Source organism: Brevundimonas sp. AVps31 (assembly GCF_058681355.1).
Map to the genome: position 1 here is coordinate 927457 of NZ_CM178736.1, position 18932 is coordinate 946388.

14 protein-coding genes are annotated in these 18932 nt (G+C 68.6%); 5 read left to right on the top strand and 9 right to left on the bottom strand.

The annotated features are described in order from the left end of the window. Nucleotides 1-10: 10 nt before the first annotated feature. The 4 genes from ACW174_RS04375 to ACW174_RS04390 form a co-directional block, all read right to left on the bottom strand. A complete protein-coding gene (locus tag ACW174_RS04375) occupies nucleotides 11-1480 on the bottom strand; it encodes a carotenoid oxygenase family protein (RefSeq protein WP_492016485.1) in 1470 nt (489 codons plus the stop codon). Nucleotides 1481-1572: 92 nt separating this feature from the next. After that, complete coding sequence (locus ACW174_RS04380) at nucleotides 1573-1995, bottom strand: DUF2141 domain-containing protein (RefSeq protein ID WP_492016486.1); 423 nt, start codon at nucleotides 1993-1995, stop codon at nucleotides 1573-1575. Between the two features lie 214 nt (nucleotides 1996-2209). Continuing rightward, nucleotides 2210-2764, bottom strand: coding sequence for an ActR/PrrA/RegA family redox response regulator transcription factor (locus tag ACW174_RS04385; protein ID WP_492017237.1), 555 nt, complete (start codon nucleotides 2762-2764; stop codon nucleotides 2210-2212). A 79-nt stretch (nucleotides 2765-2843) separates the two neighbouring features. Further along, complete coding sequence (locus ACW174_RS04390; RefSeq protein WP_492016487.1) at nucleotides 2844-4325, bottom strand: ActS/PrrB/RegB family redox-sensitive histidine kinase; 1482 nt, start codon at nucleotides 4323-4325, stop codon at nucleotides 2844-2846. A gap of 53 nt (nucleotides 4326-4378) precedes the next feature. Between ACW174_RS04390 and ACW174_RS04395 the strand changes: the two genes are divergently transcribed. From ACW174_RS04395 to ACW174_RS04405, 3 genes are all read left to right on the top strand, one after another. Next, a complete protein-coding gene (locus ACW174_RS04395) occupies nucleotides 4379-4996 on the top strand; it encodes an SCO family protein (protein WP_492016488.1) in 618 nt (205 codons plus the stop codon). 104 nt (nucleotides 4997-5100) lie between these two features. Further along, complete coding sequence (locus ACW174_RS04400) at nucleotides 5101-6381, top strand: polyhydroxyalkanoate depolymerase (RefSeq protein WP_492016489.1); 1281 nt, start codon at nucleotides 5101-5103, stop codon at nucleotides 6379-6381. Further along, nucleotides 6347-7063 carry a M48 family metallopeptidase gene (locus ACW174_RS04405; protein ID WP_492016490.1) on the top strand — a complete coding sequence of 239 codons (717 nt, stop codon included), beginning with the start codon at nucleotides 6347-6349 and terminating at the stop codon, nucleotides 7061-7063. Before ACW174_RS04400 ends, ACW174_RS04405 begins: the two co-directional genes overlap by 35 nt. Before the next feature lie 107 nt (nucleotides 7064-7170). Here the strand turns inward: ACW174_RS04405 and ACW174_RS04410 are convergent, their stop codons facing one another. Further along, nucleotides 7171-9279 (bottom strand): transglycosylase domain-containing protein, encoded by a 2109-nt coding sequence (locus ACW174_RS04410; RefSeq protein WP_492016491.1) that lies wholly within the window; start codon nucleotides 9277-9279, stop codon nucleotides 7171-7173. A 120-nt stretch (nucleotides 9280-9399) separates the two neighbouring features. Further along, complete coding sequence (locus ACW174_RS04415; protein ID WP_492016492.1) at nucleotides 9400-10356, bottom strand: alpha/beta fold hydrolase; 957 nt, start codon at nucleotides 10354-10356, stop codon at nucleotides 9400-9402. Between the two features lie 113 nt (nucleotides 10357-10469). Here ACW174_RS04415 and ACW174_RS04420 point away from each other — a divergent pair, with 113 nt between their 5' ends. Continuing rightward, complete coding sequence (locus ACW174_RS04420) at nucleotides 10470-11591, top strand: Rieske 2Fe-2S domain-containing protein (protein ID WP_492016493.1); 1122 nt, start codon at nucleotides 10470-10472, stop codon at nucleotides 11589-11591. A 170-nt stretch (nucleotides 11592-11761) separates the two neighbouring features. On the opposite strand, the gene ACW174_RS04425 is transcribed toward ACW174_RS04420, so the two are convergent. Together ACW174_RS04425 and ACW174_RS04430 are read right to left on the bottom strand one after the other, a co-directional pair. Then, nucleotides 11762-12427, bottom strand: a complete 666-nt coding sequence (locus ACW174_RS04425) for a TetR family transcriptional regulator (RefSeq protein WP_492016494.1) — start codon at nucleotides 12425-12427, stop codon at nucleotides 11762-11764. Between the two features lie 203 nt (nucleotides 12428-12630). Next, entirely contained in the window at nucleotides 12631-14478 is a 1848-nt protein-coding gene (locus ACW174_RS04430; RefSeq protein ID WP_492016495.1) for a cation:proton antiporter domain-containing protein, read from the bottom strand. A 333-nt stretch (nucleotides 14479-14811) separates the two neighbouring features. Here ACW174_RS04430 and ACW174_RS04435 point away from each other — a divergent pair, with 333 nt between their 5' ends. After that, a complete protein-coding gene (locus tag ACW174_RS04435) occupies nucleotides 14812-16947 on the top strand; it encodes a M13 family metallopeptidase (protein WP_492016496.1) in 2136 nt (711 codons plus the stop codon). Between the two features lie 463 nt (nucleotides 16948-17410). On the opposite strand, the gene hisS is transcribed toward ACW174_RS04435, so the two are convergent. Continuing rightward, nucleotides 17411-18889 carry a histidine--tRNA ligase gene (gene hisS / locus ACW174_RS04440; protein WP_492016497.1) on the bottom strand — a complete coding sequence of 493 codons (1479 nt, stop codon included), beginning with the start codon at nucleotides 18887-18889 and terminating at the stop codon, nucleotides 17411-17413. Between the last annotated feature and the right edge of the window lie 43 nt (nucleotides 18890-18932).

Consider the following 18932-nt stretch of genomic DNA (forward strand, 5'->3'; position numbering starts at 1 on the left):
TGACTGAGGCCTAGCCTGCCCAGATCCCGTGGAAGCCGGCCGGCAGGGCGATGTCCGCCCGCCAACTGGCGACCGGTCCGGCCGACACCCGCGCGGCGTCGAAGGCGTGCAACTCCGTCACGCCTTCGCGCAGGTTGATCGCCGGGGCGACCAGCCAGGCGTCCAGCTCTCGCGTGCGGCCGGGCTTCGGGACCCAGTTGGCCTCCTCCACGATGACGTCGTCGCCGAATGCGAAGGCGTCCGATCGGCCGGTGTCCCAGTCGTGCACCGCGAGCCCCGTCGGCAGGGGACGGCCGCCCCGCTCGCCCGCCACATGGACGGTGTGGCGACGGGCCAGACCGGCGCGGCGCGGATCGCTTTTGGGGAATTCCGCCGCGATGCCGGACGACGCCATTTCCGCCCGCCCGTCCGTATGCAGGGTCACCAGCGACAGCTGCGCGGGGTCGCCCGGTACGGTCCCGCGTCCCTCGACCAGCACCCGCGCGCCCTCCATGGCGAAGGTCACATCCTTGCCCGCCGCGACGTCGAAGCGGATCGCGCCCGACACGTCCTCCCACGCATCGCCGAGGTGGAAATAGCTGAAGGCGGGCAGTTCGAAGATCCGCGTGCGCGTCAGGTCAGCCTTGTCGATCACCATGACCCGGGTCCCCAGCTCCGGCTTCCAGGCGAACTGGCTGGCGTAGGGCATGCCGTGATGGTCGAAGACCCACGGCTGCATCACGATCACCAGATGCCGGGCCGTGGCGGTGAAGTCGTGCATGTAGCTGGCGCGCGGCAGGGTCACGACCTCGGCCGTATGCAGGCTGCGGTCGGCGTTCAGCCGCCACACGATCATCCGGTCGCCCCACAGGCCGATGTTCCAGACCGTGCCGTCCGGGTCGTACCGGGGGTGGGCCTGGAAGGGCATGCCCTTCAGATCGTCGCGCAGGGTCACGAAGGAGCGGGTCGACAGATCGGATGCGCTCATGGCCAGCGGCGATCCGCCTTCCCACAGGGCCCAGACCGTGTCGCCCGCCGTCATCACCGCCGTGTTGGCGGCGTTCGCGTCATTGGGCGAACCGATGCGGGCGCGACTGGCGTCGCCCACGGTGCCGAAGCCCGGCGTGACCACGGCGTCGATCTCGCTCTCCCGGCGCCGCTTGGGCGTGTCGGCGAAGCGGGCCTCCAGCGTGGCCTGCCCGTCGCGCACGCGGAAGGCGCGCATCAGGCCGTCGCCGTCAAACCAGTGGGTCGCCGACCCGCCCGGCCGCCGGAACTTACCCGGGCCGTTGCGGAACAGCGCCCCTTCCAGCCCGGCCGGCGCCCGCCCGTGCACCCGGCGCATGACCCGGCGGGCGATGTCGCCCTCGGCGTCTGCGGTGGCCAGGGACCAGTCGGCCGAGGCCTGCATCGCGGCCATGGCGCGCACCGTCTCGGGCGTGGCGACGGCGGCGGACAGGGCGGCGGCGCCCATCAGGAAATCACGGCGGGAAGCGAGCATGGCGGGTCTCCGTCTGTCGGGACGTGAAGGCAGAAGGGTCGAGGGCAAGGGTCCGGGGGCTCAGGTCGCGCGAAGCGCGACGGCCCCCGATCTCACTTGATGCTGATCGTCTGGGCCGTGTCGCCCGACACGCTGAAGCGCGCCCGTTCCCAGGTCGCGGGGCCCATCATGCCGACCGCGTTGTTGGAGAAGGCATAGGGCTCGACCGGCATGCCGAAAGGATTGGTGTTCATCCGCCCGTCGCCGTTCACGTCGTGGAAGGCGCGCACCGCATAGTCGCCGGCCGGCAGGGCGTCGAACACGGCCACCGCGGTCGCGCCCGAGGCATCGGCTTCGGCCGAGGCGACAGGCTGCCCGCCGGTGTAGGCGTCTTCCGAGTTGAACAGGGCGATCATGACCTTGCCCGTGTGGGCCCCGGTCTCGAACGTCAGGGTCAGGGTGTCGTCGGCGGCCCGGGCGGGAACGGCGCTCAGGGCCAGAAGCGCGGCGGCGGCGAGGGGGACGAGGCGGATCATGTCAGGTCTTCCATGAGGAGACCCGACCACCGGGCCTCCGATGACCCGACAGTGCCGACGGCCTTCATGGGCCGCCACGCCGTTTGCAGGAGAAGACGCCCCGCCTTCGCGAACGACCACGGGTGTTCATTCACGAAACGCGAACGGACATTCTTGTTGGGCCGCGGACCATCGGCCGCTCACGCGGACCTCCCGACCCGACGCGGCCCGTAGGTTAGCGCGGCGCGCGCTTGGCGAGAATGCGCTGCAGCGTGCGGCGGTGCATGCCGAGGCGGCGGGCCGTCTCGGAGACATTGTGGTCGCACAGCTCATAGACCCGCTGGATATGCTCCCAACGCACGCGGTCGGCGCTCATCGGATTGTCCGGCGGCTCGGGCGCCTCGCCGGTCATGAGCAGGGCCTTGACCACATCGTCGGCGTCGGCGGGCTTCTGCATATAGTCGACCGCGCCGGCCTTCACCGCCGCGACCGCGGTGGCGATGGCGCCGTAGCCGGTCAGCATGACGATGCGCGAGTCCTCGCGGCGGTCGCGGATCATCTCCACCACCTTCAGGCCGTTGCCGTCGTCCAGCCGCATGTCCAGCACGGCGAAGGCCGGGACCGAGACCCGCAGGGCGTCGGTGGCCTCGGCGACCGAACCCGCGGTGGTCACCACGAAACCCCGGCTCTCCAGCGCGCGGCCCAGCCGGGTGCGCAGGGCGTTGTCGTCGTCCAGCAGCAGGAGGGTCTTGTCCTCCAGCGCAGCGATCCGGGCTTCGGTCTCGGGCATCTTGGTCATCTCCATTCCGCTCAAGTCGGTAACGGCGGTCGTCCGGTCAAGGTTCAGACGGGGGGTGCGACACCACGGCTCATGCCGCGACCTCAAGCGCCGGCCTGGCCCAGCGAACGGCGACGCGGGCGCCGCGCGGCTGGCCCTTGCCCCCGTCACCCGCCCCGACACTGACCTTTCCGCCGGTGCGCTCCAGCAACGTCCGGGCGATGAAGAAGCCCAGTCCCATCCCGCCCTGGCTGGGAGCGATAACCTCGGGCTCGGGCGTCGGCGTCACGGCCTTCTTCGACTTCCGGCCCGGCGCGGCGGCCGCGACGGAGGCGGCGATCTGGGCCGTCAGGGCCCGGCGCGCCTTGCCTTGTGGACGGCTGGTCACATAGGGCTCGCCCAGACGCGGCAGGATGTCGGGCGGGAAGCCGGGGCCGTCGTCGACCACCTCGATCTCGATGAAGCCCGCATCGACCAGCGCCCTCACCCGCACCTTGCCGCCCGCGAAATCAGCGGCGTTTTCGACCAGGGTCGACAGGCCGTGGATCACTTCCGGCAGGCGGCGAACGCGGGGCGGCTTCTCGCCCGAGGCGGTGCGCACCAGCACCTCGAATTCCAGGTCGAAGCCCCGGTGGGGTTCGACCACCTCTTCCAGCAGGGCCTTCAGCCCGACCTCGGCGAAGGCGATGCCGCCCTCCTCCGGCTGTTGCGACAGGCGTTTCAGGATCTCGCGGCACCGTTCGGCCTGTTGCAGGATCAGCGCCGCGTCCTCGGCCGCCGGGCCGTCCTTGGCCGAGGCCCGCAGCAGCTCCTTGGCCACGACCTGGATGGTGGCCAGCGGCGTGCCCAGTTCGTGCGCCGCGGCGGCGGCCAGTCCGCCCAGGGCCGCCATCCGTTGCTCGCGTTGCAGCACGTCCTGCGTCGTCGCCAGCGCCAGCTCCAGCTTCTCGGCGTCCGCCGCCACCCGCCAGGCATAGGCGGAGGTGAAGACCACCCCGGTCGTCAGGGCCAGCCCGATGCCGATCTTGTACAGCGGCGGCAGGACCATCTCGGTCCCCGCCTGCCACGGCAGCGGCAGCGAGACGAAGAACAGGCAGACCGTCGCCAGCAACACCAGCAGGCCCATGAACACCGCCTGCCGCCCCGGCAGGGACGCCGCCGCCACCGTCACGGGCGCGACCAGCAGCAGGCAGAACGGGTTCTGCAGCCCGCCGGTCAGGCCCAGCAGGGTCGCGATCTGCAGAATGTCGAAGCCGAGGTGGGCCGCCGTCAAAGCCCCGTCCGGCGTCGCGCCGTCGCTGCGCTTCAAACGGGCCGTGGCGTTCAGATTCACCGCCACACTGGCCGCGATGGCGGCCAGACAGCCCCACAGGGGCAGATCGAAATGGAACCAGGCCGTCGCGACGAAGATGGTCGCGCTCTGGCCGAAGATCGTCATCCAGCGAACGATGACGAGGGTGCGCAGGGACAGGCCCCGGCTACGGCGGGGCAGGTTGCGCCAGTTGACCAGGGGGGCGCCGTTTTCGGCAGGCCCGGCGAACTGCGGCGTCGGATGATCTTCTGTAGCGCTCACAGTCCTTCTATAGACCGGTTCGGCCCGCGTGGGGCCATCTCGAAAGGGTCGCGATGCCGCGCCGCTCCATCCTCGTCTTCGCCGGCGCCTGCGTCGCCATCGCGGCCGCCCTCGCCGTCGTCACCATGGTGCTGGTCAACCGCCAGCCGGCCGCCCCGATCACAGGCGAGATCACCTCCACCGGCCAGCCGCAAGTCGGCGGACCGTTCCAGCTGGTCAATGAGGAGGGACAGCCGGTCGATCAGACGATCCTGAACGGCAAGTGGTCGCTGGTCTTCTTCGGCTTCACCTACTGCCCCGACTTCTGCCCGGCGACCCTGGGGATGCTGGAGGCGACCAAACAACAGCTCGGCGCCCGGGCCGACGACCTGCAGCTGGTCTTCATCTCGGTCGATCCGGAACGCGACACCCCGCAGGCGATGAAGGACTATCTGTCCAGCTATCCGATGGACGTGGTCGGCCTGACCGGCTCGCCGGCCCAGGTGAAGGCCGCGGCCGACGCCTACCGCGCCGTCTATCAGAAGGTCGGTGACGGCGAGGACTACACCATGAACCACTCCCTCACGATCTATCTGATGGGACCCGACGGGAAGTTCCGCGCCCCGCTGGGCCACGACATCGGCCCGGCCAACGCCGCACAGATCATCCGCCGGAACATGGAACGGGGCTGAGGCGCGGCGTTCACGATTTCAGTGATCGCCGATAATCTTTTTGCAGTGCGGTATAATCTATGATGCCTTGCCGCACTCTCGGCGGGGGCCGTCTCAGGACACGCATGCTTTATACGCTTCACGAGCTGGCCTACGCCTCGGCCGGACCCTTCCGTATCGGGGCCCAGATGGCCCGGGACTTCTGGACCTCTCCGCTCAATCCGGCCGCCGACACCGCCATCGGGCGCACGGCCTTCGCCTCGGCCGAACTGTTCGAGAGCGTCACCCGTCGCTACGGCAAGCCGTCGTGGGGACTGGATGTCGTGACCATCGACAACAAGCCGGTCCGCACCACCGAACAGATCGTCTGGTCGTCGCCCTGGTGTCGTCTGATCCGGTTCGCGCGCCACATCGGCGACCTGAAGCGCGCCGGAAAGCCGACCGCCGCCCCCGCCGTGATGATCGTCGCTCCCCTCTCGGGTCACTACGCGACCCTGCTGCGCGGCACGGTCGAAGGCTTCCTGCAGGACCACGACGTCTATGTCACCGACTGGTCGAACGCCCGTCAGGTGCCGATGCTGGAAGGTCGCTTCGACTTCTTCGACTACATCGACCACGTCCGCACCATGCTGGCCCAGATCGGCCCGCGCGCCCACGTCGTCGGCGTCTGCCAGCCCGGCCCGCCGGTGTTGGCCGCCTGCGCCCTGATGGCCGAGGACGAGGACCCGAACCGCCCGGCCTCGATGACCTTCATGGGCTCGCCCATCGACGCGCGTCTGTCGCCGACGGTGACCAACGAACTGGCCGAGGAAAAGCCCTTCGCCTGGTTCCGATCGAACATGATCCATACCGTGCCCTGGCCCTATCCGGGCTTCGGACGGCGCGTCTATCCGGGCTTCGTGCAGCTCTACAGCTTCATGTCGATGAACGAGGAAAAGCACACCGACGCCCACCGGAAATACTTCCAGGATCTGGTCTCCGGCGATGGCGACAGCACCGGCAAGCACGAGGAGTTCTACGACGAATACCTGTCGGTGCTGGACCTGTCGGAGGAGTTCTATCTCCAGACGATCGACATCGTCTTCCAGCAGCATCTCCTGCCCCGCGGCCTGCTGGAGCACCGCGGGCGCAAGGTTGACCTGTCGAAGATCACGGACATCGGCCTGATGACGGTCGAGGGCGAGAAGGACGACATCTCCGGCGTCGGCCAGACCCAGGCCGCCCACATCCTGACGCCGAACCTGCCGAACGAGCGTCGGGTGCTCTATGTTCAGCCCGAAGTCGGCCATTACGGCGTCTTCAACGGTCGCCGCTTCCGCGACGAAATCTATCCGCGCGTCCGCGACTTCATCGCGGCCAACGAGGCCCTCTGTGCAGTACCGGAACGATCAGCGACTGCCGCCTGAGGCGGTCGGGGTCCCGGCCCGGCTCTCGGTCAATCCGCGCGCCCGGCGGCTGTCCATCCGCATCGACGGCCGGGCGGGCGAGGCGGTTCTGGTCGCCCCTTCGGAGCGCAAGCTGGCCGAGGTCGTGGCCTTCGCCCGCACCAAGTCCGCCTGGATGCGCGAGCGGCTGGCCGAACGCCCTGACAGCACCCCGCTGGAGCCCGGCGCGACCGTCCCCCTGTTCGGCCAGCCGACCCGGCTGGTCGCCGTCGCCGGCGCCGGCGCGGCGCGTCTGATCGAGACCGCCGACGGGCCCGTCATCCAGTCGGGCGGCGAGGGCGAGGCCTATGCCCGCCGGGTCGAAAACCTGTTCAAACGACTGGCGCGTCAGGTGCTGACCGAGCGCACCGAACATCACCTGCGCACGCTCGGGCAGCGCCCGGTGACCCTCGCCATCGCCGACACGAAATCCCGCTGGGGCTCGTGCAGCCCGCATAACCGATCGATCCGCTACAGCTGGCGCGTCATCATGGCCCCGCCCGCCGTGGCCGACTATCTGGCCGCGCACGAGGTCGCCCATCTGGTCCACGCCGACCACAGCCCGGCCTATTGGTCGGTGGTGGCGCGGCTGGTCGGCGACCACCGGCCGTTCCGCAAATGGCTGCGCGACCACGGGGCCGCGCTGCACGCGGTGGGGCGTTAGAGCGGGATTGATCCTTCGTCTCGCCGGCCAGGCCGCCGGGGCCCTCCCCACTTCGGGGAGAGAGGGGCCGCCCGAAGGGTGATGGAGGCGTCGCCCCCGAACGTCCGTCAGAAGAACAGCGGGTCGGCCCTCTTGTCCGGCTGGGGCTCGGGCTTCGGAGTCTCGCGCGGGGGCTGCGGCTGCGTCGGGCGGATGACCGGCGGCTGTTCCGGACGATTGGGCGCGATGGGCCGCGGGGTCGGCGCGGGCTCGATCAGGCGTTCGTCCAGGGGATCAACATTGTCCTCGGCCGGCGGGTTGTCGCCGAACAGGTCGCCGATCTGGCCGATCAGGCTTTCGACCGGGCTGGGCGGCGTCCAGCCTTCCGGCATGGCCGGGCCGTTGGGGATGGCCGGCGCGTTCAGGCGCGGCAGGGCCGCCTCCATGAAGCCGCGCCAGATGGCCGCGGGCGACGAACCGCCGGTCACGCCCCGCATCGAGGTGTTGTCGTCCTTGCCCACCCAGACGGCTGTGACGAAGCCGCCGGTGTAGCCGACGAACCAGGCGTCCTTGTAGTCGGAGGTCGTGCCGGTCTTGGCCGCCAGATCGCGCCCGGCGATGGCCGACGACCGACCCGTGCCGGACGTCATCACGCCCCGCAGCATCTGGTTCAGATAGTAGAGGTAGGGATTGCTGATGGCCTGCACCGGGCCTTCGGCGCGGCTGGCGCGCTGATAGATGACCCGGCCCTGCGGGGTGCGGATGCGGCTGATGCCGTAGGCCTGCACCCGCTTGCCGCCGTTGGCGAAGGCGTCATAGGCCTGCGCCATCTCGATCGGCGACACCTCGACCGCGCCCAGCGCCATGGCGGGCTCCAGCCCGATCCGGCTGGTGATGCCCAGCCGACGCGCGGTGCGGGCGACGTTGTCGCGCCCCACCTGATCCGCGACGCCCGCGGCGATGGTGTTGGTCGACTGGGCCACGGCCTGCGCCAGGGTCATCTCGCCCGCGAAGGTCCCGGAGTAGTTGCGCGGGGACCAGTTGCCGATGCGGATCGGGGCGTCGTTCACGCGCGTCTCGGGCGTGTAGCCGCTCTCCAGCGCCGTCAGATAGACGAACGGCTTGAACGCCGATCCCGCCTGACGCCGGGCGTCGGTGGCGCGGTTGAACTGGCTATCGCCATAGGAGGCGCCGCCGATCATGGCGCGCACCCGCCCCTCGCCGTCCAGCGCCACCAGCGCCGCCTGCTCCACGCCCTTGGATTTGTCGCGGTCGAGGATGCGGCGCACCGACCGCTCGGCCTGGGTCTGCAGGGTCAGGTCCAGCGTGGTCTCGACCACCATGTCCTCGGTGGGCTCGCCGACCAGTTCGCGGATCTGCTTGTCCAGCCAGTCGATGAAATACTGGGCGTGCTGGGTCGCCAGGGTGCGCGACACCCGGACCGGTTCGGTCACCGCCTGCGCGCGCTGCTCGGGCGTGATGACCTTGGCGTCGACCATCTCGTTCAGAACGACGGTGGCGCGGGCGGCGGCGCGCTCGCTCTCCGACACCGGCGAATAGCGCGACGGGGCCTTCAGCAGGCCCGCCAGCAGCGCCGCCTCGCCTACGGTCAGCTGTTTGGCGCTCTTGTCGAAATAGCGTTGCGAGGCCGCCTCGATGCCATAGGCGCCGGCGCCGAAATAGACCCGGTTCAGATAGAGGGCGAGGATCTCCTTCTTGGAGAATTTCAGCTCCAGCCAGACCGCCAGCATCAGTTCCTGAACCTTGCGCTTCAGGTTCTGGTCCGGGGACAGGAACAGGTTCTTGGCCAGCTGTTGCGTGAGGGTCGAGCCGCCCTGAACCACGCGCCCGGCGCGCATGTTCGAGACCATGGCCCGGCTCATGCCGACGGGGTCGAAGCCGGGGTGGTGATAGAAGCGCCGGTCCTCGATGGCGATGAAGGCCGCCGGGACATAGTCGGGCAGGGCGTCGAGGTCGGCGGGCGGCGCCTGCTGCGTGCCGCGCACCGCGATCAGGGCGCCGTTGCGATCCAGATAGGTGATCGAGGGCTGGCGATCGACATTGTAGAGGGTCGAGGTGTCCGGCAGGTCCCGCGCGAACACCGCGAAGAAGACCACCAGGAAGATGATGCCCCAGACGCCCAGCACCGCGCCCCAATAGAGCACGCGCTGCAAGGGTGTCCGCGCCGGCTTGCCGCCGCCGTCGCCACCACGCCCCAAGCTGAAGCCACCGGCCATCTGTAACCTCACCCAACCCGTCTGACGGCTCTAGCCGATCAGGCGGCACACGGAAACGCCCCTGTAGTCTTCACAGGACCGTGAAGGCGCTTTCCGCCGAAAGGATGACCTTCGTCGCCCCTATTCTAAAAACGCGTTCACCTCGGCGGCGAACCGGGCCGGCTGATCCAGCATGATGAAGTGGGCGCTGTCGTCGATCCGCTTGAGTTGCGCCGACGGCAGGGTGGCGAAGGACATGCGGTAGATGGCGTCGGTCATCTCCGGCGTCATGCCGGGGAATTCGAAGGCCACATACAGCACCTCGACCGGCGCGGTGATCTTCGGCAGCTCCGCCCTCAGGTCGGTCAGCAGCAGTTCGCGATAGGCGTTCTGGGACGCGGCCCGGTCACTGGTCGCGGCATCCTGCAGCGGACCGGCGCGCAGGCTTTCGGTCTTGATCATGCCGGACACGGTGGCGGCCGCCCGGGCGCGATAGTCCGCGTCGCTGACGGCGGCCGACTGGGCCGTCATGGCCTCGACGGCCGGCGTGATGGAGTCCACCGTCGGGTTCACACCCGGCGTGGCGAACATCGCGCCCATGAAGGGGATCATGTCCACGACCATCAGCTTGCCGACGCTGTCCGGATGGCGCGCCGACAGCATCATGCCGATCGTGCCGCCCATCGAGTGACCGATCACCACCGGCTTATCCAGATGCTGTTCCGCGATATAGCGGGCCAGATCCTCGGCCACCGGGGCGGCGACCGGCCCCGTGGCGTTGTCCTCGACCGGCGCGCCGGCGAAGCCCTGAACGTGGATCCGGTGGATGCGGTAGCGGCCCTTCAACTGATCGGTCAGCTGATCCCACACCTCGGGCGAGGAGCTGAGGCCCGGGATCAGGATGATGTCGCCGACCGGATGCTCCGGCCCGTCGACGCGAACATGGAAGCGCCCGGACTCGAAGTCCGCATGGCGGTGGCCATGGTCCGCCGCCTGACCGGGGGCGGCATGATCGCCATGGGCCTGCGCGAAGGCTGGCGCGGCGAGGCCGAGGGACAGGCAGGCGGCGAAGGCGGCGGTGGCGGTCATGGTCTTCATGGCGGTTTTCCCCGGGTGCGGGTCAGGCCCGCGGTTGTTCTGTAGTCGCCGCAGGGGGCGTGATTGGATGCAGCCGGTCAAGACTTCCCGTTTCGGCGGCGCTAAGAAGACGCATGACCCTCGCAGACCCCGCCCCGGCCTCCTCCAACGCCCCCGAGGCAAAGGCGCCGCCGACCGCCTTTGGAAAGGGCTTCGTGCTGGACACCTGGTACTTCGCCGCCCTGTCGCGCGATGTGAAGCCGGAGTCGCTCAAGCGCTATGAACTTCTGGGCGAGCCGGTGCTGATCGGCCGCACGAAAGCAGGCAAGGTCTTCGCCATGCGCGACATCTGCCCGCACCGCGCCGCCCCCCTGTCGGCCGGGCGCGTGGTCGACAAGCCGGGCGAGGGCGAGACGGTCGAATGTCCCTATCACGGCTGGCGTTTCCGCCCCGATGGCGTCTGCGCCTCCATTCCCTCGCTGGTCGAGGACCAGGCCTTCGAGGCCGACCGCATCCGCGTGCGATCCTATCCCGTTCGCGAGAGCCAGGACATCGTCTTCGTCTGGATCAGCGCTGATCCCCGCAACGGCGGCGAGCCGGATCATGAGCCGCCCGTCTTCCCGGGCGTCGTCGGCGGCGAGGCCAAGCTGGTCGAGGGGATGGATTTCGACAGCCATATCGACCACGCCGTCGTCGGCCTGATGGACCCCGCCCACGGCCCCTACGTTCATCAGCAGTGGTGGTGGCGGTCCGAGCATTCGATGCACGAAAAGGCCAAGGCCTTCGAGCCGCGCGAGATGGGCTTCGCCATGGTCCGCCATGCCCCGTCGTCCAACAGCCGCGCCTACAAGATCCTGGGCGGCGCGCCGGCGACCGAGATCACCTTCCGCCTGCCCGGTTATCGCTGGGAGCATATCCAGGTCGGTCCGAAACAGGTGCTGGCCCTGACCTGCCTGACCCCGATCACCGAGACGAAGACCCGCATCACCCAGATCTTCTGGTCGGATCACTGGATCTTCGACCTGATCCGCCCCTTCCTGCGCATGGGGGTGGTCGCCTTCCTCAAGCAGGACGGCGGCATGGTGAACCTGCAGAACGAGGGCCTGCGCTACGACCCGGCCCTGATCTGGATCGACGACGCCGACAAACAGGCCAAATGGTACCAGCAGCTCAAGCGCGAATGGACCAGGAGCCGCGCCGAGGGCCGCCCGTTCGTCAACCCGGTGAAGGCCGCCATCCTGCGCTGGAAGAGCTGACGCTCTTCCCCGGGTGTTGACGCTCGCGGCGCGGTCGCTCGCGGCTTGAACGCGACAGAGCGATGCCCAAACGACAAAGGCCGCAGCGGGTGCTGCGGCCTTCAATCATTTCAGCTCAAGTCAGGCCGCGTCCGGTCGAGAAGGCCGAACCCTCCGACGGCGGGCCAAACCTATTGCCGGCTCAGCACGCCCGCGAGGACCAGGTCGATCTGCTTGCCGATCTGGTTGGTCAGTTGCTCGATGCCCCAGGCGTCGTAGGCGGCGTGACGGTAGTTGCCGACGTAGGCGACATAGACGAGCTCGCTCAGCAGGCGGACGTCGACGTCCTGACGCAGTTCGCCCTCACGGACGCCGGTCTGGATCACCTCGCTGATGACGCCGGTGACGGGGCGCAGGGCAGCGCGGCTGCGCATCTCCGCGGCGACCGGCTGGAACCACGACCGCGCGACCACGGCCTGAACCAGCGGCAGGTGTTCCAGCTGGGCATGATAGGCGGCGGTCAGGGCGGCCAGGAGGCGGCCCCGCAGCGTGCTCTCGGCGGCGACGGCGGCGTTTAGCGACTCGGCCAGACGGGCCATGTCCTCGGCCAGAACGGCCTCGAACAGTTCGGCCTTGTCCTGGAAGTTGGCGAAGACCGCACCGGTCGACATGCCGGCGCCCTTGGCGATGTCGCGGATGGTGGCGGGCTCATAGCCGCGCTCGGCGAACAGGCTGCGGGCCGCGTCCAGAACCTTCTGGCGGGTGCGGACCTTGGCGGCCTGGCGGCGGTTGAGGCGGGGGGTGTCAGCCTCGACGTCCGAGGCGGTCGGGGCGGAGCTCAGGGCGATATCTCGCATGGAAAACGGTTACTCGACTTAAGCAGCGGGGGGCCGCCGGCACGAAAAGAACGCCACTAAGGCAGGATGGAGAAGACACGGGGGGAGGCGCGTCCAAGCCTGACCGCGGTCCGGCGAAGGGCGCACTCATCACGCAACGATGACCAAATTGGGGTGTACAGATTAACACTGGGGATAGTTGCTGGGTTAACGGCCCAGCTTTGTTAATCCGTCGCGGGGCTGCGCCGCGTCGTTGACCTGAGCGCCCGCGGGCGGCGCGTTTCGTTACTGTCCGGCATGGCGTCCTGAAAGAGTTTGCGGAAGCGGTCGCGGCGCTCGTGGATCGAGGCCAGCACCAATCCCATCGGCACGCCGAGGTCGACCAGGGTGTTCTCCGCCAGTTGGAGGCTGGCCTCCGTCGTCTCCGGCACGGCGTCGGTGACGCCCAGTCGATACAATCTTTCCGCGTGCCTTGAATCCCGGGCGCGGGCGATCAGGATCAGGTCGGGCCGCAGCGACCGCGCCGCCGACACAACCTCATCAACCCTTGCGGGAGAATCCATTGTAACCACCATGGCGCGGGCTTTTTCGATCCCGCAGCGCTGTAACATTTCCGTGTTACCCGCATCCCCGTAGAAGACATTCGAGCCTTCCGCCCGCCCCTTGGAAACGGTCGAGGCATTGGCGTCCACGGCGACGAAATTCTGTCCGTGCTCGGCCAGCATCTCCCCCACCAGCCGACCGACGCGACCGAAGCCGACGATCAGAACCTGACCGTCCACACTCGGAAGGGCCATGGCCTCGGCCGGAAGGTCAGGCCGAGATGCGGCGACCTGTCTCGTAAGACGATCGGCAAATATCGCCATCAGGGGTACAGTAAATATACTTATCGTCGCCGCCAGCATGACGGTCCGGGTGAAGTCGGGCGAAGCGATGCCCTCGACGAGACCGGCGCCCAGAATGACAAAGGCGAACTCCCCGGCCGGGCCGAGGACCAGCGCGGTCTCGATGGCGGTCCGGTTCTTGACGCCCCACGCCCGCGCCGCGCCATAGATCAGCAGCGCCTTGAACAGGGTCAGCCCGATCGCCAGCCCGAACACCGCCACCGGATCGGCGGCCACGGCGTCCAGATCCAGACCGATGCCGACGCCGACGAAGAAAACCCCCAGCAGCAACCCCTTGAACGGCTCGATCGAGACCTCGACCGCCCGGCGGAACTCGGTCTCCGCCAGCAGGAGGCCGGCGATCAGGGCGCCGAGACTCATCGACAAACCCGAGGCCTGCGCGGCCAGGCCCGCCCCGACCACCACCAGCAGGCAGGCGGCGACGAACATCTCCTGCCCCTGCCCCTTCGCCTGCGCCTTGGCCACCGAGCTGAACAACGGTCGCAGGACCAGACGGCCCAGCCCCACCAGAAGCGCCAGACCGATCGCCGCCGGAATCAGGGTGAACAGGGCCGTTCCCAGAACCGCCGGGTCAAAGCCGCCGGTCGTGGCGCCGCCCTGGGCCATCGCCGCCAGCACGGTCACGGTGATCAGGATCGGGGCGACCGCCAGATCCTGGGCCAGAAGGACGGCGAAGGTGGCGCGGCCGGCCGCACCGCCCAGCCGGCCCCGCTCGGCCATCACCGGCATGACGACCGCCGTGGAGGACAGGGCCAACCCCATGGCCAGCACCGCCGACGACACGAAGGCCTGCCCCATCGCCATGAACAGGGCCGCCAGCCCGACGGTGCAGACCACCACCTGCGTCAGGCCCAGCCCGAACACCAGCCGGCGCATGGCCTTCAGTCGCTCCCACGACAACTCCAGCCCGATCATGAACAGCAGGAAGGCGACGCCCAGTTCGGACAGGGAACGAATCTGGTTGGCGTCGGAAATGGTCAGCCAGGCCAGCCAGGGCACAGTGTCGGCGAACCGGGCCAGTCCGTCCGGCCCCAGCAGCACGCCGGCCGCCAGGAAGCCCAGAACCGGACTGATCTTCAGCCGGTTGAACAGCGGCACCACCACCCCGGCCGCGGCCAGAAAGACCACCAGATCCTTGTACTCGCCGCCGCTGCCGTGACCCGTCATTGTGTCCCTGTCCGCCACGCCCCCGCGGAAGCCCGGCTTGCAGGCCCGGCTCCCCGACATGACGACACGAGCCTAGGCGGTGCGGTTTCATCACCGCAAGGCTTTCGCGGCCGGCGCCTCGCCGTGGAATCGCCGATTTCCGACGCCACCCTGCGGGCGACGGACAGGGAAATCGCCCGGCCCGCCCCGACATTCAGCCCTTTGGGCTGAAACGCCGCCCGGCCTGGGCTTCCGTCGCTTCATGACAAAAAATTCAGGCGACAGCTTCGGAAGCGGGCGTAGGGTCCGCGCCGACCCTTCCAAATTGGCGAAGAGAAGTCCGGAACCCTCGTAATGAAGAAGCTGCTTATCGGCGCCGCCCTCGGCGCGCTGCTCCTGCCCGCCGCTGCCCAGGCCCAGTCCTGGACCGACAATGACGACCACGCCTGCGTTGACGAGGCCTGCACGGTTTTCGAACTGTTCCAGGCCCCCGCACAGGGCGCCGCGGTCCAGGGCTATCAGGGCACCGTCGCCCCGCGCTACGGAACCTGGGGCTTCGACCTGAACGGTCGCGACACCTCGGTGAACCCCGGCGACAACTTCTTCCGCCATGCCAACGGCGCGGCGCTGGATCGCCTGCAGATCCCGTCGGACCGCACCTCCTACGGCTCGTTCAACCTGCTGCGTGAACTGTCGGACAACCGCGTCAAGGAGATGATCGACGCCCTGGTGGCCCGGACCGATCTGACGGCGGGCTCGGACGAGCAGAAAATCGCCGACGCCTATCGGTCCTACATGAACACCGACCGGATCGAGGCGCTGGACGCCCAGCCCCTGCAGCCCTACCTCGCCGCCATCCGCGCCGCGGACACGCACGACAAGATGGCCGTCTACATGGGCCAGACGCAGGGCCGCATCGGCGGTTCGATCTTCGGCACCGGCATCACCATCGACCAGAAACAGCCGACGCGGTACGTCGTGACCACCGGTCAATCCGGCCTCGGCCTGCCGAACCGCGACTATTATTTCGAAGCCCGCTGGGCCGAGAAGAAGGCGCTCTACGTGACCTACGTCGGCCGGATGCTGGCGATGGCGGGCTGGGACAAGCCGTTCACCACGGCCGCCGAAGTGGTGGATTTCGAAACCCGTATCGCCGGCGCCCACTGGACCCCGGTGCAGAACCGCAATCGCGACGAAACCTATAACGATTACACCATCCGCCGGCTGGCCTCGGAAGCGCGCGGCTTCGCCTGGCAGGACTATTTCAACGCCGTCGGCGTGGGTGAGGTCCCGCGCGTGATCGTCCGGCAGGACACGGCCATGCCGAAGATCGCCCGCATCTATGCCGAGACGCCGATGGACGTCGTTCAGGCCTGGCAGGCCTTCCACACCGTCGACGACGCCGCCGGTCGCCTTTCGAACCGCTTCGCCGATGTCCAGTGGGAGTTCCGTCAGCGCGACCTTAACGGACAGCCGATGCAGCGCCCCCGCGACAAGCGCGGCATCAGCTTCGCTGAAGGCATGCTGGGCGAGGCCGTCGGCCGCCAGTACGTCGCCGACTACTTCCCGGCCGAGTCCAAGGCCAAGATGGAAGAACTGGTCGCCAACCTGCGGACCGCCCTGTCGCACCGGATCGACAACCTGACCTGGATGAGCGACGAAACCCAGGCGGCAGCGCAGGAGAAGCTGCGGAAATTCACCGTCAAGATCGGCTATCCGGACAAGTGGCGTGACTATTCCGCGCTGGAAATCCGCCCGGACGACCTGTTCGGCAATGGCGAACGCGCCGGCCTGTTCCAGTGGAACTACCAGCTGAACCGCCTGAACGAGCCGGTCGACAAGGACGAATGGGGCATGACGCCCCAGACCGTGAACGCCTACTACAACTCGTCCAACAACGAGATCGTCTTCCCGGCCGCTATCCTGCAGCCGCCCTTCTTCGACCCGAACGCGGACCCGGCCGTCAACTACGGTGGCATCGGCGGCGTGATCGGGCACGAGATCGGCCACGGCTTCGACGACCAGGGCTCCAAGTCCGACGGCGACGGCGTGCTGCGCAACTGGTGGACCCCGGCGGACAAGGCCAATTTCGAGGCCCTGACCACCCGTCTGGGCGCCCAGTACGACCAGTTCGAGCCCCTTCCCGGCTTCAAGGTCCAGGGCGGTCTGACCATGGGCGAGAACATCGGCGACGCCGCCGGTACGGCCGTGGGCCTGGAAGCCTATCACCTGTCGCTGAACGGCCAGCCCGCACCGGTGCTGGACGGCGTCACCGGCGACCAGCGCTTCTTCTACGGCTGGTCGCAAGTCTGGCAGTCGAAGCACCGCGACGAGGCCCTGCGGACCCAGATCGCCACCGACCCGCACAGCCCCGCCGAGTTCCGCGTCATCGGCCCGCTGCGTAACGTCGATGCCTGGTATGAAGCGTTCGGCGTGCAGCCGGGCTCGAAATACTATCTGGCCCCGGCCGACCGCGTCCGGATCTGGTAAGCGGTCCGCCGCAAACATGACGAAGGGCCGGGGCGGCGACGCTCCGGCCCTTTTTCGTTGGGCGCCTCAGAGCCGCTTCACCGATCGGGTTCGAAATCTTCGAACGGCAGACCCCGTCTCTCAAATCATCTGGAAACCGTCGCTCGAATCCTCACCGGAGCCGGCGCCGTCCGACGGGGATGCGGTTGCGATCTCTCGGGGCGGGGGATCGCAGTCCGGCGTCTGATTGACAGGCGGCAGGCGCAAAAAAGCCCGCCGCGGGGGATACATCGCGGCGGGCTTTCTTTCGCTCTTGTAGAGCGGACGTTTCCTCCCCGAAACGCCTCCAGGCCGCTGCTGCGTCGAAACGCTGCGCTTCCCGAGTGCGTCAGAAAGACGACAATTCACGCTTGAAGTCAATCAAGACCCTGAGGCTGACAGGGGTTTTTCCTTTGTTATCAGCGATAACTCACAAAGCTGTGCGTCAGGAACCAACGATACCCCGAACCGTGGCCACAAGCTCAGCGCGAGCCACAACCTGCTGCCCCGGCCGCTCGGCTTTCCACGCTTCATTGTCGGCGACGCCGGACGCCGCGGCGCGGCCCGCGTCGAGATCCTTGATGGTCACGGTCCCGGCGGCGATCTCGTCTCCGCCCAGGATGATGGCGGCCGGCGCGCCGCGACGATCGGCATACTTCATCTGCGCCTTCATCCCGGCCCGGCCGAGATACAGTTCGGCGGCGATGCCGGCGTTGCGCAGCTCGGACACGGCGTCGAGATAGTGCTGCATGTCGGCGTCCCCGAAGACGATGACGACCACCGGCCCGCGCACCGCATCCTCGTCCGCGCGCCCCGCGGCGCGAAGCGCGGACGCCAGTCGCGAGACGCCGAACGAGAAGCCGGTGGCGGGCAGGCGCTCGCCGGTGAAGCGGGCCACCAGGTCATCGTAGCGACCGCCGCCGCCGATGGAGCCGAAGCGCACCGCCCGCCCCTTCTCGTCGGTGGTTTCCAGCAGCAGCTCGGCCTCGAACACCGCACCCGTGTAATATTCCAGCCCGCGCACGATGGTCGGGTCGAAGCGGACCGCGTCCTGCCCGACCTTCATCGCGTTCAGCGCCCGGTCGATGGCGGCCAGCTCTTCCAGCGCGGCCTCGCCGACGGCGCCCAGCCCGCCCGCCCGCGCGACGGCTTCCAGCGTCTCCGCCCGGCTCAGCCCGGCATCCCCCGCCGACGCCAGGAAGGCCTCGATGGTGGCCGCCACGCCCAGCGGCAGTTGCGCGCCCCTGGTGTAGTCGCCGGACTCATCCAGACGACCCTCGCCCAGCAGGGCCGACACGCCCTCCCAGCCCAGCCGGTCGAACTTGTCGATGGCGCGCAGGGCGGTCAGCTTCTGGATCGGATCGGTGACGCCGCCGGCGTCGAACAGGCCGTCGAACAGCTTGCGGTTCGAGACGCGGATCACCGCCTGCCCCGACGCCAGACCGGCGGCCTGAAGGCCTTCACAGGCCATGGCGATGATCTCGGCATCGGCTTCCGGCCGATCGGATCCCACCGTGTCGGCGTCGCACTGCACGAACTCGCGGAAGCGGCCCGGGCCCGGCTTTTCATTGCGCCACACCGGACCGAAGGCATAGCGGCGGAACGGCTTGGGCAGGGTCTCCCAGGACTGGGCGGCGAAGCGCGCCAGCGGCGCCGTCAGGTCATAGCGCAGGGCCATCCACTGATCGTCGTCGTCCTGCAGGGCGAAGACGCCCTCGTTCGGACGGTCGGCGTCAGGGAGGAATTTGCCCAAGGCGTCGGCGTATTCGAAGGCGCCGGTCTCCAGCGGCTCGAAGCCCCAGCGCTCGTAAACCTCGGACACGCGCTGGACCAGACGCCGCTCGGCGATCAGGTCACGGCCACGGCGATCGGCGAAGCCACGCGGGTTTCGGGCTTCAGGGCGGGTGGGGGCGATGTCGGTCATGCCTGCTCTGTAGAGGCAGTGGGTTTCGGGTTCCAGATGTTAG